Below are 24,894 nucleotides of genomic sequence, written 5' to 3'. Positions count from 1 at the left end.
TCGCGAAAGCATAACGGATTGGAAATCGTTTTCGAAAACGTTTGACAGATGATTTGTTGCGTGCGCAGACTTTTTATGTTCGGTCACCCGAGCGCGCGACTCGAATCGCGCTGACCACGCACCCCGGAGCAGAGGTGCTCCTCGAAGAAGAGAACGGGAAATCACATGAAGGGCAACAGGATCCTCGCGGGTTCTGCCGCACTGATCGTCGGCGCGCTCGCGCTCGCCGGTTGCAGTGCCGGCGGGTCCGGCGAAAGCTCAGACGGCACCGTCGAGATGACGCTGTGGCAGAACTCCACGACAGGGCCGGGCCAGCAGTTCTGGAAGGACGCGATCGCGGCCTTCGAGAAGGAGAACCCGAACGTCAAGATCAAGATGCAGTCGATCCAGAACGAGGACCTGGACGGCAAGCTGCAGACGTCGCTGAACGCCGGCGACCCGCCGGACATCTTCCTGCAGCGCGGCGGCGGCAAGATGGCCGCGATGGTGCAGGCGGGCCAGCTGATGGACCTCACCGGCAAGATCGAGGGCGAGGCCAAGGACAACATCTCGGAGGGCTCCTTCAAGGCCGAGACCTATCAGGACAAGATCTGGGCGATGCCGCTGTCGGTGCTGCCCGGCGGCATCTTCTACAGCCAGGACCTCTACAACGCCGCGGGCGTCACCGAGACGCCTACGACGATCGACGAGCTGATCGCCGCGAACGACAAGCTGAAGGCGACCGGCGTCGCACCCCTCGCGCTCGGCGCGAAGGACGCGTGGCCCGCGGCGCACTGGTTCTACTGGTTTGCGCTCCGCGAGTGCACGCCCAAGACGATGGAGGCCACCGGCGACTCGAAGGACTTCAGCGACCCGTGCTGGCTCAAGGCCGCACAGGACGTCGAGGACTTCGCCGCGACCGAGCCGTTCAACGAGGGCTTCCTCACCACCCCGGCACAGCAGGGCGCCGGCAGCTCGGCGGGTCTCGTGGCCAACCACAAGGCCGGCGGCGAGCTCATGGGCGCGTGGGACCCGGGCGTGATCGCTTCGCTGACGCCCGACCAGAAGCCGCTTCCCGACCTCGCCTGGTACCCCTTCCCCGAGGTTCCCGGCGGCAAGGGTGAGCCCGGCGCGATCATGGGCGGCCTCGACGGCTACTCGTGCTCGGCACAGGCTCCGAAGGAGTGCGTCGACTTCCTCAACTTCATCGGGTCGAACGACCAGCAGACCGCCTACTACAAGGCGTTCTCCTCGCCGCCCGTGAACGCCGAGGCGCAGAAGGCCGTCACCGAGCCCTACCTCAAGCAGATCCTCGAGGCCTACAACAAGGCCCCGTACGTCTCGCAGTGGCTCGACACGATCCTCGGCCAGAACGTCGGCAACGCGCTCAACGTGGCCGTCGTCGACATGCTCGCCGGTCAGAGCACGCCCCAGCAGATGATCGACTCGGCCAACCAGGCCGGCGCGAAGGGCTAGGAAGGCTCGCAATGCATATGAGCGAGACACCGAAGACGGACGTTCGCCCGGAGACGGATCTCGCGCAGCGCGCCGGGGGCGGTGGCACCACGCCGCCGCCCTCGGCACCGCCGCGCCGCCGACGCCGAGGTCTCGGATGGTCGGGCCGCCTGGAAGTGGCCGTGCTGGTCGGGCCGGCACTGATCTTCTTCGTCGGCTTCGTCATCTTCCCCGTCGTCATGGCGGCCTACTACGGCTTCTTCAACTGGCACGGCTACGGGCCGGCCACCGACTTCGTCGGGTTCAAGAACTACGTCACGATCCTCACCGATCCCAAGTTCCAGGAGGCGCTCGCCCACAACGGCTTCATCGTCGTGATGTCGCTCGTGCTGCAGGGCCCGGCGGCTCTCCTGCTGGCGCTGCTGCTCAACCGCAAGATGCGCGGGCAGTCGATCATCCGGGTGCTCATCTTCGTGCCCTACGTCATCGCCGAGGTGGTCGTCGGCACAGGCTTCAGCCTCATGCTCGCGACCAACGGAGCGCTCAACGGGCTGCTCGAGAACCTGGGCCTGTCCGGACTCACGCGGGACTGGCTCTCCGACCCGAGCATCGCGATCTGGACGCTCATGGCGATCCTGACCTGGAAGTACGTCGGCTTCGCCACGATCCTCTTCCTCGCGGGCCTGCAGGGCATCCCCGAGGAGCTCTACGAGGCGGCGGCGATCGACGGTGCCACCTACTGGCAGATCCAGCGGCGCATCACGATCCCGCTGCTCGGGCCGACCCTGCGCATCTGGGCGTTCCTCTCGATCATCGGCGCGCTGCAGCTGTTCGACCTCGTCTACATCATCTGGGGACAGTACGTCTCCTCGGTCGCCGGCACCTCCACGATGGCGACCTACATGGTCGCCAACGGTCGCAACGCGGGCAACTTCGGCTACGGCAACGCCGTCGCCGTCGTGATCTTCCTCATCTCCCTCGTCGTCGCCCTCATCTATCAGCGCTTCGTCCTACGCCGCGACACGGCAGGCGCACTCACCGAAAGGAACGCGCGATGACCGCCGCCACCGTGGCGACCGCCCCGCCGACCGCCCGCCGCCGCCGCGCGGCGCTCCCCTCCGGCACCCCCGCCGTCTACTTCGTCGCCCTCGTCGTGATCGCGCTGATGCTCGGGCCCGTCCTGTACATCATCCTCGGCGGGTTCCGGACGAACTCGCAGATCACGGTGAACCCCGCGGGCCTTCCCGACCCCTGGGTGCTCACCAACTACCTCGGCGTCCTGACCGAGAGCACGTTCTGGATCCTCGTGTTCAACTCGACGATCGTGGCGGTCGCCACCACCGTCGGGGTCATCGTGCTCGGTCTCATGGCCAGCTACGTCCTGGCGCGATACCAGTTCGCGGGGCGCGGTGTGCTCTACACCCTCTTCGCCGCGGGGCTCATGTTCCCCATCACGGTGGCGATCACGCCGCTGTACATCGTGGTGCGCAACATGGGGCTCATCAACTCGCTCGGCGGCGTCATCCTTCCCCAGATCGCCTTCGCCCTCCCGGCGACGATCATCATCCTCGTGCCGTTCCTGCGGGCGATTCCGGATGAGATCCAGGAGGCGGCGTTCATCGACGGATGCAGCAGGCTGGGGTTCTTCTGGCGAATGGTGCTTCCCCTTGCCGTTCCGGGAGTCATCACCGTCGGCATCCTGGCTTTCATCGGAAGCTGGAACAGCTACCTGCTGCCGCTGTTCCTCCTCAACGACAACGCGAACTTCACGCTGCCGCTCGGCGTGCAGGCGTTCTCGTCGCAGTACTCGGTCGACACCGCCAAGGTGCTCGCTTTCACGTCGCTGTCGATGATCCCTGCACTGGCGTTCTTCAGCCTCTTCGAGCGGCGCATCGTGGGCGGCCTGACAGGAGCTGTGAAGGGATGAGCCCCATCGAACTGCCGCCCGTCTCGGAGCGGGTGCGGTCGCTGCACGCGCAGATGACCCTCGACGAGAAGCTCGCCCAGCTCGTGGGCTACTGGGTCGATCAGGGCGACGAGCTCGTCGCGCCCATGGCGGGAGAGATGGCCACGTCGACGAAGTACGAGGATGCCTCGGCCCACGGCATCGGCCACCTCACGCGCGTCTACGGCACGAGGCCGGTCGATCCGGTCGAGCGTGCCGCGTGGCTGTGGGCGGAGCAGCGGCGCCTGCGCGAGCAGACGCGGCTCGGCATCCCCGCCATCGTGCACGAGGAATGCCTCACGGGCCTGGCCGCGTGGAAAGCCGCGACCTTCCCGACACCGCTCGCCTGGGGCGCCTCGTTCGATCCGGCGCTCGTCGAGGAGATGGGCCGGCTCATCGGCGGCTCGATGCGGGAGCTCGGCATCCATCAGGGTCTGGCCCCCGTGCTCGACGTGATCCGGGACCCGCGCTGGGGCCGCGTCGACGAGTGCATCGCCGAAGACCCGTACGTCGTGGGCACGATCGGCACGGCGTACGTGCGAGGACTGCAGGATGCCGGCATCCATGCGACCCTCAAGCACTTCGTCGGATACTCGGCGTCGCAGGCCGGACGCAACCATGCGCCCGTGCACGCGGGGCCGCGCGAGCTCGCGGACGTGCTCCTCCCGCCCTTCGAGATGGCGGTGCGCGACGGGGGCGTGCGCTCCGTCATGAACTCGTATGCCGAGATCGACGGCATCCCGGTCGCCGCGTCGGAGGAGTTGCTGACGACTCTCCTGCGCGACCGGTGGGGGTTCGACGGCGTCGTCGTCTCGGACTACTTCTCGGTCGCCTTCCTGCACACGATGCACGCCGTGGCCGAAGACCTCGGCGAGGCCGCCGCGCTGGCGCTGGCCGCCGGGATCGATGTGGAGCTGCCGACAGGCGATGCCTTCGCGGCGCCGCTCGCCGCCGCCGTGCGCTCCGGAGCAGTCGACGAGGCGCTCATCGACCGTTCGGTGCTGCGCGTGCTCGACGAGAAGGAGGAGCTCGGCCTTCTCGACGAGACGTTCGACGCGCCGCCCGCCTCGATCGACCTCGACACGCCGGAGCACCGCGCGGTGGCCCGGCGTCTTGCCGAGGAGTCGATCGTGCTGCTGTCGAACGACGGCGTCCTGCCGCTGGATGCCCGCGCGCTCACGCGCGTCGCGGTCATCGGCCCGAACGCCGACTCGGCCGAGGCGCTCATGGGCTGCTACTCCTTCGTCAACCACGTGCTGGCCCACCACCCCGACGTGCCGCTCGGTCTCGAGCTGCCGAGCGTCGTCGACGCTCTCCGCATCGAGCTGCCCGGCGCCGTGACGGATGTGGTCCGGGGCTGCGACGTGTCGGGCGACGACGCGTCGGGCATCGACGAGGCCGTCGCCGCCGCCCGCGCGGCCGACGTCGCGATCGTCGTGGTCGGCGACCGCGCCGGCCTCTTCGGCCGCGGCACCGTCGGCGAGGGCAACGACGTGGACGACCTCGAACTTCCCGGCCTGCAGCGACTCCTCCTCGAGGAGGTCGTCTCGACCGGGGTGCCCACCGTCATGGTCGTGCTGTCGGGGCGGCCCTATGCGATCGGCTGGTCGGTCGACGGCCCGACGGCGCCTGCCGCCGTCGTGCAGGCCTTCTTCCCCGGCGAGGAGGGCGCGACGGCGATCGCGGCCGTGCTCTCGGGGCGCGAGGCGCCGTCGGGCCGGCTGCCCGTCTCGCTCCCCCGCTCGGCGGGCGCACAGCCGTACAGCTACCTGCACCCGATACTCGGCGGACCGTCCGAGATCACGAGCGCCGACAGCGCGCCGGCCCTCCCGTTCGGTCACGGTCTGAGCTACACCGCCTTCGAGCACTCCGACCTCTCGGCACCCGCGGAGTCGGAGACGGGGGCAGACCTCGCCGTCACCGTCGAGGTGCGAAACGCCGGCGAGCGCGCCGGCGTCGATGTCGTGCAGCTCTACGCCCGCGACACGTATGCCAGCGTCACCCGGCCGGTCGCCCAGCTCGTCGCCTACGCCCGTGTTGCGCTCGAGCCGGGCGAGAGCGCCCTCGTGCGCTTCGACGTGCCGATCGGACGCCTGAGCTTCACCGATCGCACCGGATCGCGCGTCGTGGAGCCGGGAGACATCGAGCTCTGGGTCGGGCCGTCCTGCCAGGACCGCGAGACGTCGACGACCGTCCGCCTGGTCGGCCCCGTCCACGAGATCACGCCGTCGCACGCGCGCACGGTCGGGGTCTCGATCGCCGAGGCCGCCCGGCGCTGACCCGCGGCCGGATCGGGGGCCGCCGCGCGGCGGCGCCGCCCGGCGCTGACCCGCGGTCGGATCGGGGGCCCGCCGCGCGGCGGGCCCCCGGCATCCGTCCCCGCCCTGCCCGCTTCTCAACCGCTGAGCCTCCATCTGAGCGCCGAGACCGTGGGTGGCCCCCGAGCTCTCGGCGCTCAGGTGGAGGCTCACCGGTTCGGCGGGGGGTTCGCGGGGAGGGGTTCGCGGGGGCGGGGCGGCCGGGAATGGAATAGGCCACGGCGTCCCGCGTTCCACCGAACATGACAACAGTGGGAATCATCGGCGCAGGACACATCGGCACGGCACTCGCGCAGGGCCTCACGGCTCGCGGATACGACGTCGTGATCTCGAACTCGCGCGGCCCCGAGACGCTCTCGGACCTCGTCGCAGAGCTCGGACCGAAGGCTCGCGCCGCGACGCCGGAAGAGGCCGCTGCCGCGGGCGACTTCGCGATCGTGACCGTGCCGCTCAAGGCGTACCAGGAGGTGCCGGTCGCGCCCCTCGCGGGCAAGATCGTCCTCGACACCAACAACTACTACTGGGAGCGCGACGGCCGGATGCCCGAGCTCGAGGAAGGCCGGGCCACCACGAGCGGCCTCCTGCAGGAGCACCTGCCCGAGTCGAAGGTCGTCAAGGCCTTCAACCACATCCAGTCCGGCGACATCAACACCGACGGCGCGCCCGCCGGATCCGACGACCGCCGCGCCCTCGCGACGGCGAGCGACTTCCCCGAGGCGACCGCCCTCGCGACCTCTATCTACGACGAATTCGGCTTCGACACGGTCGATGTCGGCCCGCTCGCCGAGAGCTGGCGCGTCGAGCGCGACCGTCCCGCGTACGTCGTGCGACAGAACCGCGACGAGCTGATCGGCAATCTGGCGCGGGCGGAGCGCTGACAGGCCTATCGTGGGCCTATGGGCACGATCTACTACGGCGGGTCTGCGACCCCGATCCACATCGACGATCGGGCACTCGCTCACCTGAAGGTCGTCGTCGCGACCAAGCTGCGACGCGGTGAGAGCTTCACCGTGTCGTGGACGCATCCCGACGACCAGCCGCGCGGGCGCACGACCATCTGGCTGCACCCGTCGATCCCGCTGCGCTTCGTCCTCGACGAGCCGGACTCCGAACCGCTGAGCCGGGAGTGGATCGAGAGCCTCGCGAGCTCGGCGAACTCCTCGGGCGGCATCTCGCTCGTCGCGGAGAACATCGAGAACGAGGCGGACTCGACGCCCGACATCGCGCCTCAGGCCGTCGAGCTCATCGACGACAGCAAGAGCGAAGACGACAGCGAGAACGCCGAGGCCGGCAAGAAGGCCGACGACAGCAAGGGCGAAGACGACAGCGCAGGCTGATCACACCGAGCCGCAGACGGGCCCGACGGAGTTCAGGACTCCTCGGGCCCGTTCTCGTCGGGCTCGGGGACGATCTGCAGGCCGCTCGGGCCGCTCGCGGACTGCATCAGCTCTTCGATCCAGTGGCGGTTGATGCGCGGGTTGCGGCTTCCGAAGAAGTGGAACTGCAGGGGCACAGACGGGTGGATCCAGAAGCTGCGCCGTCCGCTGCCGTCGCCGATCTCGACGTCGAACATGAACGCCTCGGACCGCCGCAGCTTGTTCATCACCACGATGCGCAGGTGCGCCAGCGTCCGATCGTCGATGTCGACCGAGTTCGCCATCGTGTCGTAGATGAACCGGCCCATGCCCTGCTCCTTCTTCCGTCGCTCGCCACGTTAGCGCCCGGTCAGGCGTGGTCGAGAACAACACCGCGAGCGAGGAGAACGGCGTAGACCGACGACGTTACCTCATCCGTCAGCTTCCTCCCGAGTGACGACGGCGGAACGCCGGCGGCATCCTCTCCTCCAGCACGTCCCGACTCGAGAACGGATGCCGCGGCCGCCGCGTGAGCGGAGGACCTCACCGGAGCGGAGGGAGCCTCGCGGCAGAACCACCCTCCCCTCCCACCATCCCCTCCCTTCCCGCGGCGGGCCCCACCCGTCGCGGGCGGGCTCCTCAACCCGATAGGAGAACGGATGCCGCGGCCGCCGTGTGAGCGGAGGGGCTCACCGGAGGAGCCTCGCGGCAGAACCACCCTCCCCTCCCACCATCCCCTCCCTTCCCGCGGCGGGCCCCACCCGTCGCGGGCGGGCTCCTCAACCCGATAGGAGAACGGATGCCTCGGCCGCCGCGTGAGCGGAGGACCTCACCGGAGCGGAGGGAGCCTCGCGGCAGAACCACCCTCCCCTCCCACCATCCCCTCCCTTCCCGCGGGCTGGCCCCGCGCACGCCCCGCGGGCATGCCCCACACTTCCCGCGGGCGGCACCCTCTCCCAACCCCGAGGGACGACGGATGCCTCGGCGGCGCTTGGCCGCGGCATCCGTTGCCTGTACCTTGTTGTTCTAGGTACATAGAGCTGCAAGGTATGGAGGTTCCTCGTGCGCATCGGCAAAGACCTCGTCGCGGCGACCGCGACGCCGCTCGTCCTCGGGATCCTCGCGGACGGCGAGTCGTACGGGTACGCGATCCTCCGGCGCATCAGCGAGCTGTCGGACGGGGAGCTGGAGTGGAGCGACGGGATGCTGTATCCGCTCCTGCACCGACTCGAGCGGCTCGGCCACATCGAGTCGACGTGGGGGGCATCGCCCGGCGGGAGGCCCCGAAAGCACTACCGCCTGAGCCGCAGCGGCGAAGCCGTGTTCGCCGAGCAGCGGCGGCAGTGGGCCGTCGTGAGCCGTGCACTGCAGCAGGTGTGGGACGACCGCGGCGACACGCGCGCGAACCTGGCGCCGGGAGGTGCGTGAGATGGCGGGCCAGGATCGGCGCACGGCGCTCGAGGAGCAGATCGGGCAGTGGCGCGCCTTCGTCGCGCGGCGTGCCGCCATCGCGCCGCGTGACGTCGACGAGCTCGAGGGGCACCTCCGCGACCAGATCGAGGGGCTCGAGGCATCCGGACTCTCCTCCGACGAGGCGTTCCTCGTCGCGGTGCGGCGCATGGGGCGTCTCGACGAGGTGTCACGGGAGTTCGCGCGCGAGCACTCCGACCGCCTGTGGAAGCAGCTCGTCGTGGGCGAGGCGCCGTCCGGACGGCGGCCCGACGGGCTGTTGCCGGCGATCGCGCTCGCGGGCGCCGCCGCGATCGTCATCAAGATCCCGGCGCTGTTCGGGCTCTCGTTCGGCTCCGACGCCGCGTTCTACGCCCTGAACCTCGCGGTGCTCGTGCTGCCGTTCCTCGCCGCCTTCCTCCTCGTACGGCGGCACGCGGCGGTCGGCACGATCGTCGCCGTCGCGGTGCCTTTCCTCCTGGCGGCGGTCGTGGTGAACGCCTACCCCTTCGCGCCCGACGGGTCGACCATCGCGCTCACGGCGATGCACACGGCCGTCGCGCTGTGGATCGTGACGGGCATCGCATACGCGAACGGCGACTGGCGATCCGACCGGGCGCGCATGGACTTCATCCGCTTCTCGGGCGAGTGGTTCATCTACCTCGTGCTCATCGGCCTCGGAGGCGGCGTGCTCGCGGCCCTGACGATGGGGGTCTTCAGCGCGATCGGGCTCGACGCCGCCCACTTCGTGCAGGAGTGGCTCGTGCCGTGCGGCCTGGCCGGCGCCGTCGTCATCGCGGGGTGGCTCGTCGAGGCCAAGCAGAACGTCATCGAGAACATCGCCCCCGTGTTGACGAAGCTGTTCACGCCGCTGTTCACGGTCCTCCTCCTCGCCCTCGTCGTCGCAGGCATCGTCCAGGGGGTATCGGTGGGGGCCGCGCCAGGCGCGGAGGCGTTCGCGCAGCGCGACCTGCTGATCATCTTCGACGTCGTGCTGCTCGTGGTCCTCGGGCTCCTGCTCTACTCGTACTCGGCGAGAGACCCCGAGGCCCCCGCGGGGTGGTTCGACCGGCTGCAGCTGCTCATGCTGATCGCGGCGCTCGCGGTCGATGTGCTCGTGCTCATCGGCATGACGAGCCGCATCAGCGAGTTCGGTGCGAGCCCCAACAAGCTCGCGTCGCTCGGACTCAACGTCATCCTGCTCGTCAACCTCGCCGGTGCCGCGTGGCTGCAGCTGCGGTTCGTCGGGGGCGCGGCATCCTTCGCCCGCGTCGAGAGATGGCAGACGGCCTACGTGCCCGTCTACCTCGGGTGGGCCGCGATCGTGGCCGTCGTCTTCCCCCCGGTCTTCGGCTTCGCCTGAGCGCCTGAGCGCCTGAGCGCCCGCGCGCCCGCGCGCCTGAGCGCCCGCGCGCCCGAGCGCCCGAGCGCCTGATTCGTCTGAGCGGCCTAGCGCCGGAGCGCCCGCGCGGTGACGCACCGGCCGTTCAGCCCTCGGGGATGGGGACGCGGGTGTCGAGCGGGATGACGGGCGCCTTCACGCCGAGGCGCACGTCGTCGTCGCCGATCCGCGCGACGCACTCCCACGGGATGACGCGCGAGCCCCGGTGCATTCGCCGGATGAGGGCATCGATGACGGCCGGACGGTTCACGCGGCCGCGCTCGTAGCCGTAGAACGACAGGCGGCTGTGGGGGCTGACGATGAGCGCGACCAGTTCGAGCTCGCCCTCGTGAGCGCGACGCGCGGGGCCTCGACGGAATCGCAGGTCGACCACGCGGCCGAGCTCCGTGCCGTCGGGCTCGCGCACGCGGCGGCCTAGGAGGTCACTCAGGATCATGGCGCCCTCCCGGGATGCGGGCGATGATGCGGTCGCGCACCCAGCGTTCGACCCACGTGGCCTCGAGGTCGTCGGCGTGGACGCGCAGATCGATCGCGGTGTGGAGCTTGGCGACGAGATCCCAAGGGATGCGGTGCTCCTCCCGGGCCGGCACGCTGCCTCCGAACAGCCGCGGCAGCACCGCGGTGCCCACGAGGATCGCGGTGACGACCGGCGGGTGATCCGGGTCGGGCTGGCCGTCGGGCCCCGACAGCTCGATGTCATCGACGGTGCTCACGGGCACCCCGTCGGCATCGAGCATCTGCCGATCGAGCAGGTGCAGCCGCGCGTCGACCCCGCGGCCGTCGGGATCGCGGTACCACTCGAGCGGATGCCTCGGCACATACGAGCGCGTCATGAGCCCATTCCCGACACGATGAGGAGCGGGATCGCCGCGACCGCGGCGATCAGGATGATCACGAGGTAGGCCACGCCGAGCCCGTTGCGCACGCGGCCGTTGACGGCGTCGCCCATGTAGTCGGGATCGTTGGCCACCACGAGGATCGGGAAGTACGTGAGGGGCAGCGCGACGGCGGAGAAGACCACCGAGAGCTCCGTCACGGCGATGGGGTCGACTCCGGTGAGGAGGATGCCGCCGCCGATCAGCAGGCAGATGATCATCGCGAGGTGGAACCGCGCAGCCTTCACGGGCCGGCGGAACTTGCCCCAGCTCCACCCGAAGAACTGCGCGAGGGTGTAGCCGCTGGACAGCGTCGTCTCCAGCGCCGCCCCGAAGGTCGCCGCGAGGATCCCGACGATGACGAAGGCGAGCGCGAGCTGACCTCCCGCCTGCGAGACGGGGAGCACGATCTGCGACAGCGTCGTGACCTCGATCGCCTGCGGCAGCAGCACGACGGCGGCGCACGCGGCGATCGCGATCGACAGGGTGCCTCCGAGCGGGAAGCCCACGAAGACGTTCACCCGCTCGGTGCCGAGGTCCTTCTTCGTCCACTTCTCCTCGACGGCGCCGGAGGAGAAGAAGAAGACCTCGTAGGGGGTCATGGCGGCGCCGAACAGCGCGACGGCGAAGTACCAGTACGACAGCGGGCTCTCCGCCCCGAGCGTCCAGGGCTGCACGGCCGACGCGCCGAGGCTCCCCCAGTCGGGCTTGAGCAGGAACAGCGCGACGACGAACACGATGAGCGACAGTCCCAGCAGGCCCGCGACGTTCTCCATGATCGAGAACTTGACGCGCCACAGCACGATCCAGACACCGAAGATCGCGACGGGGATCCACATGCCGGGCCCCACGCCCGCGGCCAGCTGGAGTGCGAGGGCGATGCCGCCGATCTCGGCCGTGAGGGTCAGGAGGTTGATGAGGAACGAGGCCGACAGGTTCGCGAATCCCACCCGCGGCCCGAGGCGCTCGCGGATGATCTCGAAGGTGGCGCGCCCGCTCACCGCCGCCACGCGGCCCGACATGTCGGCGTAGAGGCAGATGCCCGCGACGCCGATGAGCACGACCCAGACCAGGCTCAGGCCGTATCGGGCGCCGACGACGGCGTTGGTGACGAGGTCGCCGATGTCGACGAAGCCGCCGATTGCGGTCAGGATGCCGAGGGCCACCGCGAAGATGCGCTTCACGCTCAGCCCCCCTGCTTCTGAAGTGCCTCGAGGCGGTCTGCCGCCTTCTTCAACGCCTCCTCTGCGCCGGGGTCACCGGCCGACGCCGCGTGCATCGCGTCGAGCGCAGAACCCGACGCCTTCAAGAGCTCGGCGCGGTACGAGGCATCCGTCGCATCCGCCGGCTGGTGCAGCCCCGCCTCACGCGTGACGTCGGCGATGTTCTCCTCCATGTCGGTGAGGAGCGCGTACGCGGTCGTGGGGAACATGCGACCGTCGTCGCGCTGTCCCGTGCCCAGCTGAGCCGATCGCGTCGCGCTCAGCGCGTCGGACGCGAGTGAGACGAGAGCCGGGTCGGGCGAGGGTGCCGGCGCACAGCCCGACACCGCGAGGACGACGGCGATCGCGAGGGGAATGGCCCCCCACGACCGGCCGCGCATCCTCACGGCTGACATGTCACAGGCCCTTGCCGCCCGTGACCGGGAGCACCGCCCCCGACACGTACGACGCCGCCTCAGATGCGAGGTAGACATAGGCTCCCGCGAGCTCCGCCGGCTGCCCGGCACGGCCGAGCGGGGTGTCGGAGCCGAAGTTCTCGACCTTGCTCTGATCCCACCCGGTCGCGGGGATGAGGGGCGTCCAGATCGGCCCCGGCGCCACGGCGTTGACGCGGATGCCCTTCGGGCCGAGCTGCTGCGCGAGCGCCTTCACGAACGCGACCTGGGCGGCCTTGGTCATCGCGTAGTCGATGAGCTCCGGGGACGGATCGAACGCCTGGATCGACGAGGTCACGATGATCGACGCACCGGGCTTCAGGTGCGGCACCGCCGCGCGGGCCGAGAAGATCAGGCCGTAGAGGTTGGTGCGGAAGACGCGGTCGAACTCCTCCGTCTCCAGGCTCGCGAGGCTCTCGCGGTCCTTCTGATAGGCGGCATTGAGCACCAGGATGTCGAGGCCGCCGAACTGCGAGACGGTGTCGTCGACGATCGAGGTCGCGAATCGTTCGTCGCGGATGTCGCCGGCGAAACTCACTCCGCGCCTGCCGGCCTCCGCGACGAGGCGGACCGTCTCGTCGCCGTCGTCGATCTCCTCCGGCATGTGCGCGATCGCGACGTCGGCGCCCTCGCGTGCGAACGCGATGGCGACGGCCCGGCCGATCCCCGAGTCCCCGCCCGTGATCAGGGCGCGACGGCCCTCGAGGCGTCCGGAACCCTCGTAGGAGTCCTCACCGTGGTCGGGCGTCGGCCTCATCTCATCGGTCTTTCCGGGCTGCTCCTGGGACTGCGCCGGGAACTCGTCCGGGTGCTTGTCGCGGGGATCGTGCGGCTGGTCGCTCATGCCGTCTCCTTGTCTCGCGGCGGTCCGGGAGGGGCCGCCGATCGAGACGCTAGCCCCGGGCCTCACTCGCGCCCACCGGCTTGACAAGGCGGGGAGGAGTGACGCATACCCGGGGCGCTCGGCCGCATCGCACGCCCCGTGCCGAATGGCAACGGATCGACATCGCGGCCGGCTACTCCGCGCGGCCCAGGTCGTGCACGGCCGGCCCTTCGAGAACCCGGCCGTCGGCGGTGAACCGCGAGCCGTGCAGCGGGCAGTCCCACGTCAGCTCGGCGTCGTTCCACGACACGATGCCCCCGAGGTGGGTGCACACCGCCGACAGACGGCAGGTGACACCCGCGACCGTCGACTCCGCGACGGGGGAGACGCCGGAGCGGACGACCCGCCCCTCCCCCTCCGCCGGCGGAGCGTCGGGCGCGCCGGAGAACCCCGCGCGCGCCCATCCGCCCACAAGATGACCGGCGACCTCGGCGTTGGCGCCGACCGCCTCGCCCGCGCTCGACAGGCTCACGTGCGACGCGCGGAGGCGCTCCGACCAGTCGGGTTCTTCGCCCGTGATCTGACCCGTGATGGCGGTCGCAGCGGCGGCGGCATTCGTCATCCCCCATTTGTTGTATCCCGTCGCGGCGTAGATCCGCCCGCCTCCCCGCGGAAGAGGACCGGCGAACGGGACGTGCGTGACCATGCGGTAGTCCTGCGCAGCCCACCACGTCTCGCGCACGGCGCCCGGGAAGTGCGATGCGACCCACGCGTCGAGGTCTGCCCGCACGGCGCGGACGCTCTCGGAGCGCCCCGTGACGAATCCGCCGCCGCCCGCGATGAGGAGCTCGGCGCCCGAGCCCGTCGGCGCGCTGCGGAGCGAGCGGGCCTCCGGGTCGACCGAGAGGTACATCCCCTGCGGCGGGCGCCTCCCGTCCGGGAGCCGGTAGGCCGCAGCCAGCGAGCGCGACGGGACCAGCTTGGCGAAGAAGAGACCGCGGTCGAGGATGGGCGTGCCGGTGGCGAGCACGACGAGGCGGCCGGTGACATCGCCGGCGCTCGAGCGCACCTGCACGCCGTTCTCCGCGACGTCGACGCCGGTCACACGGGCGCCCTCGACGATCCGGCCGCCGAGGCGCCGGAGCTCTCCGGCGAGGCGCCCGAGCAGCCGCAGAGCGTGCAGCTGCGACTGGTCGGCGAGGCGGATCGCACTCGTCACGGCGAAGGGCAGGTCGAGGTCGGCGCGCGAGCCCTCCACCTCGACGGGCGCACCCGCGGCGGTCATGGCCTCGGCTTCCCGCTGCAGAGCGTCGTCTCCCTCGGGCGTCGTGGCGTAGGTGACGGCCGTGCGGTTCTGGATCACCGCGGCGTCGTCGCCGATGAGGTCTCGCACCCACTCCTGGCCGGCGCGATTGCCGGCGAGGTAGGCACGGGCGACCTCTTCGCCCGCGTGCGAGCGGATGCCCGACACGACCGACCCCTGCAGAAGGCTGAGCTTTCCGGTCGTGTTGCCGGTCGTCACGGCGCCGACTGTGCGCGCCTCCAGCACGACGACCCCTCGGCGCCGGCGCGCGAGCATGAGCGCCGTCGCGAGACCCGTGAGCCCTCCGCCGACCACGACGACGTCGGCGCGCTCGGGGAGGGGATCGCTCGGGATCGCCACCGAGGTGCGCTGCCACAGGGAGCGGGGCGGGTCGGCCGGGAGAGGCGGAGAGGGCACGGTGCACTCGATCCGTCAGCGTGGCGCGAGCCGCGGAGCGAAGTGGGGGATCTCGACGGGGCGTCGAGCCCGGGGCGCCGGCGTCGGAGCCGGCTCTGTCATCGCCGCATCGAGCACCTCGCTCAGCCGCGTGAACCGCGCCCATCCGACGCGTCCGTGCACCCACACGACTTCGAGGAACTGCTCGCTCTGCTCCACGTAGGCGACGACGCTCGCCGGGTCGCCCTCAGGGACGTTCCGATCGCACAGTCGCCAGGCACCTTCGCCGAGGGGCACCAGCTCCAACTGGCGGACGGGCCCCTCGGCCATGAACATCGTCATGGCCTTGCCGCCTCTTCGCTCTGTTGCTCACCCACCGCGTCGTGGCTCATTCGTGCCTGTCCGCGGGGACCTGGTACGACCGCACCGGGACGTAGCCGCGCCCCTGCGGTCGCAAGCGGGCGTCGTAGTCGACGGGGGACCACGCGCGACGGTCTTCGGGGACGTGCCCCGCGTCGAGCGCCTCGCCCCGATGCCGATCGCGAGTCTTCGCCTTGCCCATCTCGTTCACCTCGCCGAGTAGCTCACCGACGCTCCATCGCCCGGGCGTCGCGCTCTGTCACACCAGGGTGCGCCGGTGAGAGAACTCTCACGAGGGGCTTGACATCGGCGTGGCGTGCTCTCTCACGAAGGCCCCGGCAAGGGCCATCCGGCGACCTTCTGACCGCTCCGCGAAAACAACAGCCGGGACGCGAACATCGGGCACCTCGCCACCCCTTTCCGGGGGCCCGGCCGCTGCGCACGCCGGGCCCGGGCGTGGGACGGTAACCCCGGACCCCCCCGCCGGTCAACCCCCTGCGCGTGGAGAGGTTCGGTTCTTACGGTTCAGCCACCGCCTACTTCTCGGCGGGCGCATCAAGGAGGCGACATGCGTGCTGTCATGAGGACGACCATCGGAGGTGCGGCGCTCGCCGCGCTCCTGCTGACGGCGACGGGGTGCGCGCAGGGCACGGGAGGCGCGAACGACTCGGCCGCCCAGTACGACCCCGACGCGAAGCTCAGCGGAACGCTGTCGGTCATGGGCTTCTCGGGCGTCGACGAGGTGGCGACCTCGCGCATGGACCTGACCAAGAAGGACCTGGGCGACGTCGACGTCAAGCTCATCGAAGGCGACCTCGATCTGCAGCAGTTCCTGTCCGCCGTCGCCTCGGGAAAGCCCCCCGAGATCGTGTACGCGAACCGCAACCAGATCGGCTCGCTCGCAGCCCGCGGCGCGATCCTCCCGCTGGATCGCTGCATCGAGGGCGAAGGCATCGACACGAGCCAGTACGTCCCCGCCGCGATCGACCAGGTGACCCTCGACGGCAAGGTCTACGGCATCCCCGAGTTCAACACCGTCCAGCTCACGATGGCGAACCAGCAGCTTCTGGATGCCGCGGGCCTCACGGTCGCGGACGTCAACGGGTCGGACTGGGAGGCCCTCAGCGCCGCCAACGAGAAGCTCACGAAGTCCGACGGCGGCAAGCTCTCGGTCATCGGCTACGACAGCAAGCTGCCGGAATTCCTCCCGCTGTGGGCGAAGGCCAACGGGGCCGACCTCATCTCCGAGGACGGCAAGAAGGCGAACCTGAACGACCCCAAGGTCGTGGAGGCGCTGGAGTGGGCCGTCTCGATCTACGACGCGCAGGGCGGCTTCAGCGCGGTGAAGGCCTACCGGGACTCGGCGGACTTCTTCGGCGAGGGCAACCAGTTCGCGACGGGCGTGCTCGGCGCGATGCCGATGGAGCAGTGGTACGTCAACGTGCTCAACGACGTCTCGCCCGACGCGCCGATGGTCTTCGACACCGTCCACGACAAGCAGGACAAGACGATCGCCTACGCCTCCGGCTCGGCATGGGCGATCCCCGCGGGAAGCAGCAACCCCGAGGCCGCCTGCCGCTGGGCGCGCCTCATGACATCGAAGGACGCGTGGGAGGCAGCCGCCAACGCCCGCATCGAGGCGCGCAGCGCCGAAGGCAAGCCGTTCACGGGCATCCTCACGGGCAACGCCGAGGCCGACAAGATGATCCAGGGCATGGTGACCGAGGGCGGGGAGCCGTGGGACACCGCCGTGAAGAAGATGTACCAGGCCAACGAGAACACGTTCTCGCTGCCGGCGAACCCCGCCGACGCCGAGTTCACGACGGCGATGCAGGATGCGGTGAATTCGGTGCTCAACGGGCAGGCGACTCCGCAGGAGGCCATGGACAAGGCCCAGACGGCCGCGCAGAAGGCCCTCGACGACGCCTGGTCGAAGCTCGACAAGGCCCGGCAGGGGAACGACTGACATGACCGCCGTCGCGCCCGCGACCGCCCTTCCGGTCTCCGATCCGGATCCTGCGCGGCGCCGGGCGCGGCGACGAGCATCCCGGCGGAACACCCTCTCGGCGCTCCTGTTCCTCTCGCCGTGGCTCGTCGGCTTCCTGATCTTCACCCTCTGGCCGCTGATCTACAGTGCGTACCTGTCGCTGACCGACTACGACGTCATCAACGACCCGAACTTCGTGGGTTTCGACAACTACGTCGAGCTCTTCCAGGACCCGAAGATCGCCCAGGCGCTCGGCAACACCTTCTTCTTCACCTTCATCCAGGTGCCGCTCTACGTCGTCGTGTCGCTCGCGCTCGCGCTCCTGCTCAACCGGGCCGGACGCAGTGCGGGGTTCTTCCGCACGATGTTCTTCCTGCCCAAGATGACCCCGCCGGTCGCCGTCGGGATCCTGTTCCTCCTCCTCTTCAACGGGCAGAACGGACTCATCAACACGGTCCTCGGCACGATCGGCATCCACGGCCCGGCATGGACGACCGACCCCGCGTGGGTCAAGCCCGGACTCATCCTCATGAGTCTGTGGACCGTCGGGGCATCCGTCATCATCCTGCTCGCCGCCCTCCAGAACGTTCCGGAGGAGCTGTACGAATCTGCCCGCATCGATGGCGCGGGCTTCTGGCGCCAATCGCTCAGCATCACTCTGCCCATGATCAGCCCGGCCCTCTTCTTCATCGTCGTCGTCAACACGATCGCGGGACTGCAGACCTTCGACGAGGCCTACACTGCCTTCTTCGGGGCAGGGAACACGACGTACAGCAACGACGCAGCGCTCTTCTACGTCATCTACCTCTTCCAGCAGGCCTTCCAGTTCCTTCACATGGGCTACGCATCGGCGATGGCCTGGATCCTCTTCTTCCTCATCATGATCGTCACGGCCGTGCAGCTCATCGTGTCGAGACGGGTCGTCTACTACGAAGGCGAGGCGCCGAAATGAGCCGCGTCCTTCCCAGCGGCACATCGGGCCGCGAGTTCGAGCCCGAGCCGCCGCCGACCGGCCCCGGCGCGACGGACGAAGGGACGACGGATGTCTCGAGTCGTCGTCGCCGCGCAGGCGGTGCCGACGCGGGCACCGTGCGCACCGCGCCCGGCCGATCGGCCCGGCGGAGCCGCCGCATCCGTCGCGCCGTCGTCGTCACAGTGCTGGCACTTCTCACCGTCGTCTTCGCGTACCCGTTCATCTGGCTCGTGAGCGCCTCGTTCAAGCCGCGCGGCGAGGTGTTCGACAACGCGCTCATCCCGAAGACCTTCACGCTCGACAACTACGTGCAGGTGTGGCAGCAGGCACCGGTCGGACTCTGGCTGCTCAACACCGCCATCGTGACGGTGCTCGCGGCCGTGACCGTGACGATCTCGAGCGCGATGGTGGCGTGGGGGTTCGCGTACTTCCGCTTCCGCGGACGCGGGGTGCTGTTCGCCCTCGTCCTCGGGTCGATGATGCTCCCCGGAGCCGTCACGATGATCCCGACCTTCCTCATCTGGAACGGTCTCGGGCTCGTCGGCACGCTGACGCCGCTGTGGGCGGGGAATCTGTTCGGCAGCGCGTTCTACATCTTCCTTCTCCGCCAGTTCATGCTGGGGCTGCCGCGCGAGCTCTTCGAAGCGGCCCGCGTCGACGGGGCATCGCAGTGGGCCGTCTTCTGGCGCATCGCCGTGCCGCTCACCAAGCCCGCCCTCGCGGTCGTCCTCGTCTTCGAGGTGCAGGCCGTGTGGACCGACCTCATGCGCGCCCTCATCTACTTGCGCGACAGCTCGACGTTCACGATCCCCCGTGGCCTCAAGTCGCTCGTGGACGCCTTCGGGTTCGGCGGCGAGTGGCACTGGGAGATCATCGTGACGGCATCCGTCATCGCGACGATCCCGATGATCATCATCTTCTTCCTGGGGCAGAAGCAGATCATCCAGGGCGTCAGCACGAGCGGTCTCAAGGGCTGACCCGAGCCTCAGACGATCGCACCGCCCGGCGGGGTGATCTGCAGCCAGAGGAAGCCGTACGGGTCCAGGTGCACATCGGTCGGCCGATCGGCCTGCAGCGGGATCTCACGGGGGTGCAGGAGATCGGTCAGCACCTCTCCCCCGACCTCGGCGGCCGACGGCAGCGAGACCGTCGCGGGATCCGGCGTCAGGTTGTGCAGGGCCAGCATCCCTCCCTCCTGGTCGGTGCGGAGGATGTGCGCGAAGACTCCCGGGGTGTCGTGCTCGACGAGCTCGACATCGCCCCATCCGATCTCGGGCGTCGTGCGGTAGCGCGCGATGAGCGCGCGGATGAAGTGGAAGAGCGAGCCCTCGTCCATCTGCTGGTTGCGCACGTTCACGTGCTCGGGGCCGAAGCCGCCCGTCGTGACCGATCCGGGCAGCTGAGAGGGCCGCGCCGACGAGAAGCCGCCGTTGCGCTCCGGCGTCCACTGCATGGGCGAGCGGACGGCGGAGCGTCCCGGCAGCTGCGGATTCTCTCCCATGCCGATCTCCTCGCCGTAGTACAGCACCGGTACGCCCGGCAGCGAGAACAGGAGGCTGTACGCGAGGCGGAGACGGCGCGGGTCGCCGTCCAGCATGGGCGCCAGACGCCGCAGGATGCCGCGTCCGTAGATGCGCTGGAAGGGCTCCGGCGCGAGGGCGTCGAACACCTCGTCGCGCTCCTCGTCCGTCAGGAGCTGGAGCGTGAGCTCGTCGTGGTTGCGCAGGAAGTTGCCCCACGAGACCGGCTCCGACGTCTTCGGGCGCGACCTCAGTGCATCGGCGATCGGCGTCGCGTCGCCGCGGACGAACGCGAGGTACACCGCGTCCATGAGGGTGAAGTCGAACTGCGCATCGAGCTCGCCGCCGTCCTGCCCGCCGAAGTACTCGAGCTGCTCGACATGCGGCAGCGCGACCTCTCCGAGAAGCATCGCCTCGCTCGAGCGGCGCCGGATGAACCGCTTCAGGTCGCGGATGAACTCGTGAGGATCGGCCGCGTCGGGCGAGCCCGGCGAAGCGAGGAGGAAGGGCACGGCGTCGATGCGGAACCCGGCGACGCCGAGGGTGAGCCAGAACGCGACGACCTTCGCGATCTCCTCGCGCACCGGCGGGTGCGTCAGGTTGAGGTCGGGCTGGTGCCGGTAGAACGAGTGCATGTAGTACTGCTCGGTCTTCGGCTCCCACTCCCAGATGCTCTGCTCCTCGCCGGGGAACACCATGTTCTTCTGATTGCGGGTGGGCCGGTCCCGCCAGATGTAGTAATCGCGGAATTTCGAATTGCGCGAGCGCTTCGCCTGCACGAACCACGGATGCTTGTCGGACGTGTGATTCACGACGAGGTCCACGATGACGCGGATGCCCCGGCTCCGCGCGGTGCGGATGAACTCCGCCGCATCGCCCAGCGATCCGAGCCTCGGGTCGACGCCGTAGAAGTCCGAGATGTCGTAGCCGTCGTCGCGGTCGGGCGACGGGTAGAACGGCATGAGCCAGACGCACGTGACGCCCAGCTGCTCGAGGTACCCGAGCGACTCGGTGAGGCCCGTGAAGTCGCCGATCCCGTCGCCGTTGCCGTCGCGGAACGTCTCGACGTCGAGGCAGTAGAAGACCGCGTTCCGCCACCACAGGTCACCCATGTCGGCGATCCTCATGCCACCGCCTCCCGCAGCGCCGGCAGCAGCTCGTCCCGGGCGCGCTCGAGGAACGCCGACTGGTCGAGGCCCACATGGTGCAGGTACACCTCGTCGAAGCCGGCCGACGCGACCTCGGCGAGGCGTCCCGCCATCGCGCGCGCATCGGTGTCGATGAGCACCGCCGAGTGCAGCGCCGCCTCATCCCCCGGGTCGGCGAGCCTGTCGAAGTCCTCCGGCTGCTCGAGGTCCCACATGACCTCGCCCGGCACGGTGCCCTGGCGCCACTGCTCCGCGGCGACGCCGAGTCCCTCGTCGAGGCTCGACGCCAGGCAGACGTGCACCTGCACGGCGATCGGACCGGTGCCCCCGGCATCCCGATACGCCCCTGTCACCTCGCGAAGTCCGGCCGGGTCGTGCCCGACCGTCACGAGACCGTCGGCCCAGCCGGCCGCCCACGCAGCCGTCGCCGGTCCGACCGCCGTCGCCTTGAGGGGCGGCGGCACGGCGGGACGCGTCCACACGCGGGCGTCGTGGACGCGCACCGCGCCGTCGTGGTCGACCCGTTCGCCCGCCAGGAGCCTCCGGATGATCTCGACCGACTCGCGGAGGCGCTCCTCGCGGTCTGCCTTCGCCGGCCAGACGTCGCCGGTGATGTGCTCGTTGATCGCCTCGCCGCTGCCGAGCGCAGCCCAGTATCGGCCGGGGAACATCTCCTCCAGCGTCGCGACGCCCTGCGCCACGATCGCCGGGTGATACCGCTGACCCGGGGCCACGACCATGCCGATGGGAAACGATGTGGTCGCCAGCGCCGCGCCGATCCAGCTCCACGAGAGTCCGGACTGCCCCTGCGCCAGGCCCCACGGAGCGAAGTGGTCCGAGCACATCGCCGCATCGAAGCCGGCGGCCTCCGCCTCGCGGACGAGGCTCAGCAGTCGCGACGGTGCGAGCTGCTCGTGGGACGCATGGAAGCCGATGCGCATGCGATCACTCCGACGCCAGAGAGCCGGCGTGATGCGGGGCGCCCACCTCTTTGGACTCGCTCGAACCGCGCTGGCGGAGGTAGATCGAGAAGGCGACCATGCAGCCGACGGCGAGGAACTCGGACTGCCAGTTCTGCAGCGTGCGGTTCCAGAAGTCGGGCGACACGACGTAGTCGGCCCACGACAGCGGCGCCAGGCCGTGCTGGGCCTGCTCCTCGTTGGCGACGACGGTGCCGGCGACCGACTGGCCGAGCCACGACAGCAGGAAGATCGTGCCCATCACCAGCAGGAGCGAATTGGCGTAGAGCCAGCCGCGGATGCCCGGGGCTTTGGCCCAGGTCGGCGAATCGCGCAATGCGTACTGCCCGACGTACTGCTCCCGGTCGCTCTCGACGCCCTGCTCGCCAGGCTTCTTCGACTCGGGCGATCCCTTCTGGACGAGCCAGATGGTGGCGGCGATGAAGAGGAAGAACTGGAGGAACTCGGACTGCCAGTTCTCCGCCAGGTCGACCATGAAATCGGACGAGGTGACGAAGTTGACGTAGGCCACCGTCGCCTCGCCGTGCATGGTGAGCTGCTGGTTCTCCTCGAACCAGCCCGCGACGGATTGCCCCACGACTGCGGCGACGAAGATCGCGAGGAAGAACAGACTCAGTCCGTTGTTGCGCAGGAATTTCACGATCACCTGCCGATGAACGGGATGAAGAAGAAGCTCACGAGCCCGAAGGCGACGATCGCCGCCCACGTCCAGAACATGGCGCGCCGCCCGTAGCGCTCCGGCATGGTCTCTGGCATCCATGGCTCCTTCTGTCGACGCTCCCACGCTAGGCCGATCGTCTCCCCGTGCGGAGGGGCTTGACGGCGCCCTAGCGGCGTGTCTCCCGCCCGGAGCCGACTCGGGCGCCCCCGCGGTCGTGCGGGTGCGTTATCCCACAACCGCTCCCGTGACGCAACCCCTGCGAAGTCCCAGGGAGACCGACGTAGGACTGATCCTGACCGGCCCGCTGTGGCCGCCGAATCGGAAGGGAGTCGCGATGTCAGACACTCGTGACACGCTGCCAACAGGTGGGGAGAGCTTCCCCGCCGGAACCTCGCCGAACACCTACCCCACGACCCCAGGGTCGACCGTCCCCCCTGGCACAGGGACCTCCACGCCAGCCTCCGGCAGCAACGGCGGCATGGAGACGGCCAAGCATGAGGCCGCGAACGTCGCCGGCACGGCGAAGGACGAAGCGGCGCACGTCGCTCGCACCGCGGGCCACGAGGCGAAGCAGGTCGGGCGTGAGGCGCGTACGCAGTTCTCGCACCTTTACGACCAGACCCGCGTCGAGCTCAGCGATCAGGCGGCCCACCGCCAGACGCAGCTCGCACAGGGTCTTCGCTCAGCCAGCGACGAGCTGCACGAAATGGCCTCGTCCACCAGCGACGGCGGAGTCGCGACCGATGTCGTGCGCCAGGCCGCCCAGCGCCTCGGCGGCGCGGCGTCATGGCTCGACGCACGCGATCCCGGCGCCGTCCTCAATGAGGTCAGGCGCTACGCGCGCCGGCGCCCCATGGTGTTCCTCGGCGTCGCGGCTCTGGCCGGTGTCGTCGTCGGGCGCCTCACCCGCTCCCTGGTCGCAGGCGAGCCGGAGTCCGACGGGGCGTCCACGCCGCGTCGCAGCATCGCCGCCTCCTCGGGGCCGTCGTTCCCCACGGGCACGACGAGCTCCTACGGCTCGACCGGCGCCGTCGGCGACACCCCCGTCTACGACGCGTCGTCGGCCGGCCGCTCAGGCGTCGGAACCGGCGCAGGAGTGGGCACGGGCGCGGGCCTCGGAGGCGTGACCGACGCCGCCGACGACCCCAGCGACCCGCTGTTCCGCCACGGGGAGAACGGATGACCAGCCAGACACCGTTCGGGCGCGACGTCTCGGCGTCCGACGCCGCCCCCCTGGGTGAGTCGACGCCGTCCGAACGCCAGGCTGCGAACTCGTCGCTCGGCGAGCTCGTCAGCCAGGTGACCGGCGACATGTCGACCCTGATGCGCAAGGAGCTCGAGCTCGCGAAGGCGGAGCTGCGCGAAACGGCCAAGACCAGCGCGAAGGCGGGAGCCATGCTCGGCGCCGCCGGTTACGCCGGGCACCTGACGATCCTCTTCCTGTCGATCACCGTGTGGTGGTCGCTCGGGTACGTCGTCGGCAACGGGTGGTCGGCTCTGATCGTGACCGTGATCTGGGGAATCGTCGCGGCGGTCCTCTTCGCGGTCGGTCGCAAGAACATGAAGAGGATCGAGGGCGCTCCCCAGACCGTGGAGACGCTGAAGGAGATCCCCGACACGCTGAAGAGGAATGAGGAGAACCGATGAGCAGTCAATCACCGGAAGAGATCCGGGCAGACATCGAGTCGACCCGTCGGGAGCTGGGCCAGGACGTCGACGCCCTCGCCGACAAGGTGACCCCGTCGAAGATCATGGACCGGCAGAAGAACAAGGTCCGCGGCGCCTTCACGAGCGTGCGAGAGCACGTCATGGGCGCAGCCGACGACGCCGGTTCGTCGATCGCGCACGCCGGCGAGGCCACGGCCTCCGGGATCGAGCACGCCGGGCAATCCGTCGCCCATGCAGGGCAGTCGGTCGCACGCAAGGCGAAGGGCAACCCGCTGGCCGCGGGGCTCGTCGCCTTCGGGGCGGGCCTGCTCGTGGCATCCCTCATCCCCGCATCCGACAAGGAGCGCGAGCTCGCCGCCAAGGTCGAGGAGAAGGCGCAGCCTCTCGTCGACCAGGCGAAGGATGTGGCCCGCGAGGTCGGCGAGAACCTGAAGGAGCCGGCACTCGAGGCCGTCGACTCGGTCAAGACGGCGGCACAGGATGCCGCGCAGTCCGTCGGCGACGAGGCGAAGGCGAGCGGCCAGGCGGTCGCCGATCAGACCCGCGATTCGGTCGACACGACGAAGGACGAGCTGAGCTCCGGACCGTCGGGATCATCCGGGTCGGGCACGTCGACGGGGTCGGGCTTCTAGTCGAAGTC

General features: G+C 69.7%; 25 protein-coding genes and 1 pseudogene. 14 read left to right on the top strand and 12 right to left on the bottom strand.

The genetic code is table 11. The annotated features are described in order from the left end of the window. Positions 1–165 precede the first annotated feature (165 nt). The 6 genes and pseudogenes from ACSBPH_RS12465 to ACSBPH_RS12440 all read left to right on the top strand — a co-directional run. The gene (locus ACSBPH_RS12465) at positions 166–1,455 is read left to right on the top strand and encodes an ABC transporter substrate-binding protein (protein ID WP_442574650.1); all 1,290 of its coding nucleotides are present in this window, start codon (positions 166–168) and stop codon (positions 1,453–1,455) included. A gap of 11 nt (positions 1,456–1,466) precedes the next feature. After that, positions 1,467–2,492 carry a carbohydrate ABC transporter permease gene (locus tag ACSBPH_RS12460; protein WP_442574649.1) on the top strand — a complete coding sequence of 342 codons (1,026 nt, stop codon included), beginning with the start codon at positions 1,467–1,469 and terminating at the stop codon, positions 2,490–2,492. After that, a complete protein-coding gene (locus ACSBPH_RS12455) occupies positions 2,489–3,361 on the top strand; it encodes a carbohydrate ABC transporter permease (RefSeq protein WP_442574648.1) in 873 nt (290 codons plus the stop codon). The genes ACSBPH_RS12460 and ACSBPH_RS12455 overlap by 4 nt, the downstream gene beginning before the upstream one ends. Beyond that, positions 3,358–5,658, top strand: a complete 2,301-nt coding sequence (locus tag ACSBPH_RS12450) for a beta-glucosidase (protein ID WP_442574647.1) — start codon at positions 3,358–3,360, stop codon at positions 5,656–5,658. Before ACSBPH_RS12455 ends, ACSBPH_RS12450 begins: the two co-directional genes overlap by 4 nt. A 281-nt stretch (positions 5,659–5,939) precedes the next feature. After that, on the top strand, positions 5,940–6,575 hold the full coding sequence (locus tag ACSBPH_RS12445) for an NADPH-dependent F420 reductase (protein ID WP_442574646.1): 636 nt from the start codon (positions 5,940–5,942) through the stop codon (positions 6,573–6,575). Between the two features lie 18 nt (positions 6,576–6,593). After that, positions 6,594–6,914: pseudogene (locus ACSBPH_RS12440) on the top strand (DUF7882 family protein); the annotation flags it as partial. A gap of 152 nt (positions 6,915–7,066) precedes the next feature. Here the strand turns inward: ACSBPH_RS12440 and ACSBPH_RS12435 are convergent. Continuing rightward, positions 7,067–7,381 (bottom strand): DUF7882 family protein, encoded by a 315-nt coding sequence (locus ACSBPH_RS12435; RefSeq protein WP_442574645.1) that lies wholly within the window; start codon positions 7,379–7,381, stop codon positions 7,067–7,069. 733 nt (positions 7,382–8,114) lie between these two features. Here ACSBPH_RS12435 and ACSBPH_RS12430 point away from each other — a divergent pair. Further along, complete coding sequence (locus tag ACSBPH_RS12430; RefSeq protein WP_442574644.1) at positions 8,115–8,480, top strand: PadR family transcriptional regulator; 366 nt, start codon at positions 8,115–8,117, stop codon at positions 8,478–8,480. A gap of 1 nt (position 8,481) precedes the next feature. After that, on the top strand, positions 8,482–9,864 hold the full coding sequence (locus ACSBPH_RS12425) for a permease prefix domain 1-containing protein (RefSeq protein ID WP_442574643.1): 1,383 nt from the start codon (positions 8,482–8,484) through the stop codon (positions 9,862–9,864). A 124-nt stretch (positions 9,865–9,988) separates the two neighbouring features. Here the strand turns inward: ACSBPH_RS12425 and ACSBPH_RS12420 are convergent, their stop codons facing one another. From ACSBPH_RS12420 to ACSBPH_RS12385, 8 genes are all read right to left on the bottom strand, one after another. After that, positions 9,989–10,339: a PRC-barrel domain-containing protein gene (locus ACSBPH_RS12420; protein ID WP_442574642.1), complete on the bottom strand. Its 351-nt coding sequence runs from the start codon at positions 10,337–10,339 to the stop codon at positions 9,989–9,991. Then, on the bottom strand, positions 10,326–10,736 hold the full coding sequence (locus ACSBPH_RS12415; protein ID WP_442574641.1) for a hypothetical protein: 411 nt from the start codon (positions 10,734–10,736) through the stop codon (positions 10,326–10,328). The genes ACSBPH_RS12420 and ACSBPH_RS12415 overlap by 14 nt, the downstream gene beginning before the upstream one ends. Continuing rightward, complete coding sequence (locus ACSBPH_RS12410; protein WP_442574640.1) at positions 10,733–11,962, bottom strand: NRAMP family divalent metal transporter; 1,230 nt, start codon at positions 11,960–11,962, stop codon at positions 10,733–10,735. The genes ACSBPH_RS12415 and ACSBPH_RS12410 overlap by 4 nt, the downstream gene beginning before the upstream one ends. A gap of 2 nt (positions 11,963–11,964) precedes the next feature. Then, the gene (locus ACSBPH_RS12405; RefSeq protein ID WP_442574639.1) at positions 11,965–12,396 is read right to left on the bottom strand and encodes a hypothetical protein; all 432 of its coding nucleotides are present in this window, start codon (positions 12,394–12,396) and stop codon (positions 11,965–11,967) included. Position 12,397: 1 nt separating this feature from the next. Further along, complete coding sequence (locus tag ACSBPH_RS12400) at positions 12,398–13,279, bottom strand: SDR family oxidoreductase (protein ID WP_442574638.1); 882 nt, start codon at positions 13,277–13,279, stop codon at positions 12,398–12,400. A gap of 172 nt (positions 13,280–13,451) precedes the next feature. After that, positions 13,452–14,978: an FAD-dependent oxidoreductase gene (locus tag ACSBPH_RS12395; RefSeq protein ID WP_442574637.1), complete on the bottom strand. Its 1,527-nt coding sequence runs from the start codon at positions 14,976–14,978 to the stop codon at positions 13,452–13,454. Positions 14,979–14,993: 15 nt separating this feature from the next. Beyond that, positions 14,994–15,299 carry a hypothetical protein gene (locus ACSBPH_RS12390; protein WP_442574636.1) on the bottom strand — a complete coding sequence of 102 codons (306 nt, stop codon included), beginning with the start codon at positions 15,297–15,299 and terminating at the stop codon, positions 14,994–14,996. Between the two features lie 46 nt (positions 15,300–15,345). Next, on the bottom strand, positions 15,346–15,519 hold the full coding sequence (locus tag ACSBPH_RS12385) for a hypothetical protein (RefSeq protein ID WP_442574635.1): 174 nt from the start codon (positions 15,517–15,519) through the stop codon (positions 15,346–15,348). A 366-nt stretch (positions 15,520–15,885) separates the two neighbouring features. Between ACSBPH_RS12385 and ACSBPH_RS12380 the strand changes: the two genes are divergently transcribed. Genes ACSBPH_RS12380 through ACSBPH_RS12370 form a run of 3 tightly spaced genes read left to right on the top strand, consistent with a single transcriptional unit; the run spans position 15,886 to position 19,254 of the window. Continuing rightward, positions 15,886–17,283: an extracellular solute-binding protein gene (locus ACSBPH_RS12380; RefSeq protein ID WP_442574634.1), complete on the top strand. Its 1,398-nt coding sequence runs from the start codon at positions 15,886–15,888 to the stop codon at positions 17,281–17,283. A 1-nt stretch (position 17,284) separates the two neighbouring features. Then, positions 17,285–18,256 carry a carbohydrate ABC transporter permease gene (locus tag ACSBPH_RS12375; protein WP_442574633.1) on the top strand — a complete coding sequence of 324 codons (972 nt, stop codon included), beginning with the start codon at positions 17,285–17,287 and terminating at the stop codon, positions 18,254–18,256. Beyond that, positions 18,253–19,254, top strand: coding sequence for a carbohydrate ABC transporter permease (locus tag ACSBPH_RS12370; RefSeq protein WP_442574632.1), 1,002 nt, complete (start codon positions 18,253–18,255; stop codon positions 19,252–19,254). The genes ACSBPH_RS12375 and ACSBPH_RS12370 overlap by 4 nt, the downstream gene beginning before the upstream one ends. 8 nt (positions 19,255–19,262) lie before the next feature. On the opposite strand, the gene ACSBPH_RS12365 is transcribed toward ACSBPH_RS12370, so the two are convergent. The 3 genes from ACSBPH_RS12365 to ACSBPH_RS12355 are packed head-to-tail and all read right to left on the bottom strand — an operon-like array spanning position 19,263 to position 22,571. Continuing rightward, positions 19,263–20,924, bottom strand: coding sequence for an alpha-amylase family protein (locus ACSBPH_RS12365; protein WP_442574631.1), 1,662 nt, complete (start codon positions 20,922–20,924; stop codon positions 19,263–19,265). Continuing rightward, the gene (locus ACSBPH_RS12360; protein WP_442574630.1) at positions 20,921–21,886 is read right to left on the bottom strand and encodes a TIGR03885 family FMN-dependent LLM class oxidoreductase; all 966 of its coding nucleotides are present in this window, start codon (positions 21,884–21,886) and stop codon (positions 20,921–20,923) included. Before ACSBPH_RS12360 ends, ACSBPH_RS12365 begins: the two co-directional genes overlap by 4 nt. A gap of 4 nt (positions 21,887–21,890) precedes the next feature. Then, positions 21,891–22,571: a DUF6766 family protein gene (locus tag ACSBPH_RS12355; protein ID WP_442574629.1), complete on the bottom strand. Its 681-nt coding sequence runs from the start codon at positions 22,569–22,571 to the stop codon at positions 21,891–21,893. 493 nt (positions 22,572–23,064) lie between these two features. On the opposite strand from ACSBPH_RS12355, the gene ACSBPH_RS12350 reads away from it, so the two are divergent. Genes ACSBPH_RS12350 through ACSBPH_RS12340 form a run of 3 tightly spaced genes read left to right on the top strand, consistent with a single transcriptional unit; the run spans position 23,065 to position 24,886 of the window. After that, complete coding sequence (locus ACSBPH_RS12350) at positions 23,065–23,769, top strand: hypothetical protein (RefSeq protein WP_442574628.1); 705 nt, start codon at positions 23,065–23,067, stop codon at positions 23,767–23,769. Next, positions 23,766–24,233: a phage holin family protein gene (locus tag ACSBPH_RS12345; RefSeq protein WP_442574627.1), complete on the top strand. Its 468-nt coding sequence runs from the start codon at positions 23,766–23,768 to the stop codon at positions 24,231–24,233. The genes ACSBPH_RS12350 and ACSBPH_RS12345 overlap by 4 nt, the downstream gene beginning before the upstream one ends. Further along, the gene (locus tag ACSBPH_RS12340; RefSeq protein ID WP_442574626.1) at positions 24,230–24,886 is read left to right on the top strand and encodes a DUF3618 domain-containing protein; all 657 of its coding nucleotides are present in this window, start codon (positions 24,230–24,232) and stop codon (positions 24,884–24,886) included. The genes ACSBPH_RS12345 and ACSBPH_RS12340 overlap by 4 nt, the downstream gene beginning before the upstream one ends. Positions 24,887–24,894: the final 8 nt, after the last annotated feature.

It is taken from the genome of Microbacterium sp. F51-2R, assembly GCF_052180235.1.
GTDB lineage: Bacteria > Actinomycetota > Actinomycetes > Actinomycetales > Microbacteriaceae > Microbacterium.
This window is presented reverse-complemented; position numbering and strand designations above follow the sequence as displayed.

What these genes read in the sequence shown, in the direction of transcription:
- ACSBPH_RS12465 (WP_442574650.1), top strand. Translation starts at nt 166, where the DNA reads ATGAAGGGCAACAGGATCCTCGCGGGTTCTGCCGCACTGATCGTCGGC.
- ACSBPH_RS12460 (WP_442574649.1), top strand. Translation starts at nt 1,467, where the DNA reads ATGCATATGAGCGAGACACCGAAGACGGACGTTCGCCCGGAGACGGAT.
- ACSBPH_RS12455 (WP_442574648.1), top strand. Translation starts at nt 2,489, where the DNA reads ATGACCGCCGCCACCGTGGCGACCGCCCCGCCGACCGCCCGCCGCCGC.
- ACSBPH_RS12450 (WP_442574647.1), top strand. Translation starts at nt 3,358, where the DNA reads ATGAGCCCCATCGAACTGCCGCCCGTCTCGGAGCGGGTGCGGTCGCTG.
- ACSBPH_RS12445 (WP_442574646.1), top strand. Translation starts at nt 5,940, where the DNA reads ATGACAACAGTGGGAATCATCGGCGCAGGACACATCGGCACGGCACTC.
- ACSBPH_RS12435 (WP_442574645.1), bottom strand. Translation starts at nt 7,381, where the DNA reads ATGGGCCGGTTCATCTACGACACGATGGCGAACTCGGTCGACATCGAC.
- ACSBPH_RS12425 (WP_442574643.1), top strand. Translation starts at nt 8,482, where the DNA reads ATGGCGGGCCAGGATCGGCGCACGGCGCTCGAGGAGCAGATCGGGCAG.
- ACSBPH_RS12420 (WP_442574642.1), bottom strand. Translation starts at nt 10,339, where the DNA reads ATGATCCTGAGTGACCTCCTAGGCCGCCGCGTGCGCGAGCCCGACGGC.
- ACSBPH_RS12415 (WP_442574641.1), bottom strand. Translation starts at nt 10,736, where the DNA reads ATGACGCGCTCGTATGTGCCGAGGCATCCGCTCGAGTGGTACCGCGAT.
- ACSBPH_RS12405 (WP_442574639.1), bottom strand. Translation starts at nt 12,396, where the DNA reads ATGTCAGCCGTGAGGATGCGCGGCCGGTCGTGGGGGGCCATTCCCCTC.
- ACSBPH_RS12400 (WP_442574638.1), bottom strand. Translation starts at nt 13,279, where the DNA reads ATGAGCGACCAGCCGCACGATCCCCGCGACAAGCACCCGGACGAGTTC.
- ACSBPH_RS12390 (WP_442574636.1), bottom strand. Translation starts at nt 15,299, where the DNA reads ATGACGATGTTCATGGCCGAGGGGCCCGTCCGCCAGTTGGAGCTGGTG.
- ACSBPH_RS12385 (WP_442574635.1), bottom strand. Translation starts at nt 15,519, where the DNA reads ATGGGCAAGGCGAAGACTCGCGATCGGCATCGGGGCGAGGCGCTCGAC.
- ACSBPH_RS12380 (WP_442574634.1), top strand. Translation starts at nt 15,886, where the DNA reads ATGCGTGCTGTCATGAGGACGACCATCGGAGGTGCGGCGCTCGCCGCG.
- ACSBPH_RS12375 (WP_442574633.1), top strand. Translation starts at nt 17,285, where the DNA reads ATGACCGCCGTCGCGCCCGCGACCGCCCTTCCGGTCTCCGATCCGGAT.
- ACSBPH_RS12370 (WP_442574632.1), top strand. Translation starts at nt 18,253, where the DNA reads ATGAGCCGCGTCCTTCCCAGCGGCACATCGGGCCGCGAGTTCGAGCCC.
- ACSBPH_RS12365 (WP_442574631.1), bottom strand. Translation starts at nt 20,924, where the DNA reads ATGAGGATCGCCGACATGGGTGACCTGTGGTGGCGGAACGCGGTCTTC.
- ACSBPH_RS12360 (WP_442574630.1), bottom strand. Translation starts at nt 21,886, where the DNA reads ATGCGCATCGGCTTCCATGCGTCCCACGAGCAGCTCGCACCGTCGCGA.
- ACSBPH_RS12350 (WP_442574628.1), top strand. Translation starts at nt 23,065, where the DNA reads ATGGAGACGGCCAAGCATGAGGCCGCGAACGTCGCCGGCACGGCGAAG.
- ACSBPH_RS12345 (WP_442574627.1), top strand. Translation starts at nt 23,766, where the DNA reads ATGACCAGCCAGACACCGTTCGGGCGCGACGTCTCGGCGTCCGACGCC.
- ACSBPH_RS12340 (WP_442574626.1), top strand. Translation starts at nt 24,230, where the DNA reads ATGAGCAGTCAATCACCGGAAGAGATCCGGGCAGACATCGAGTCGACC.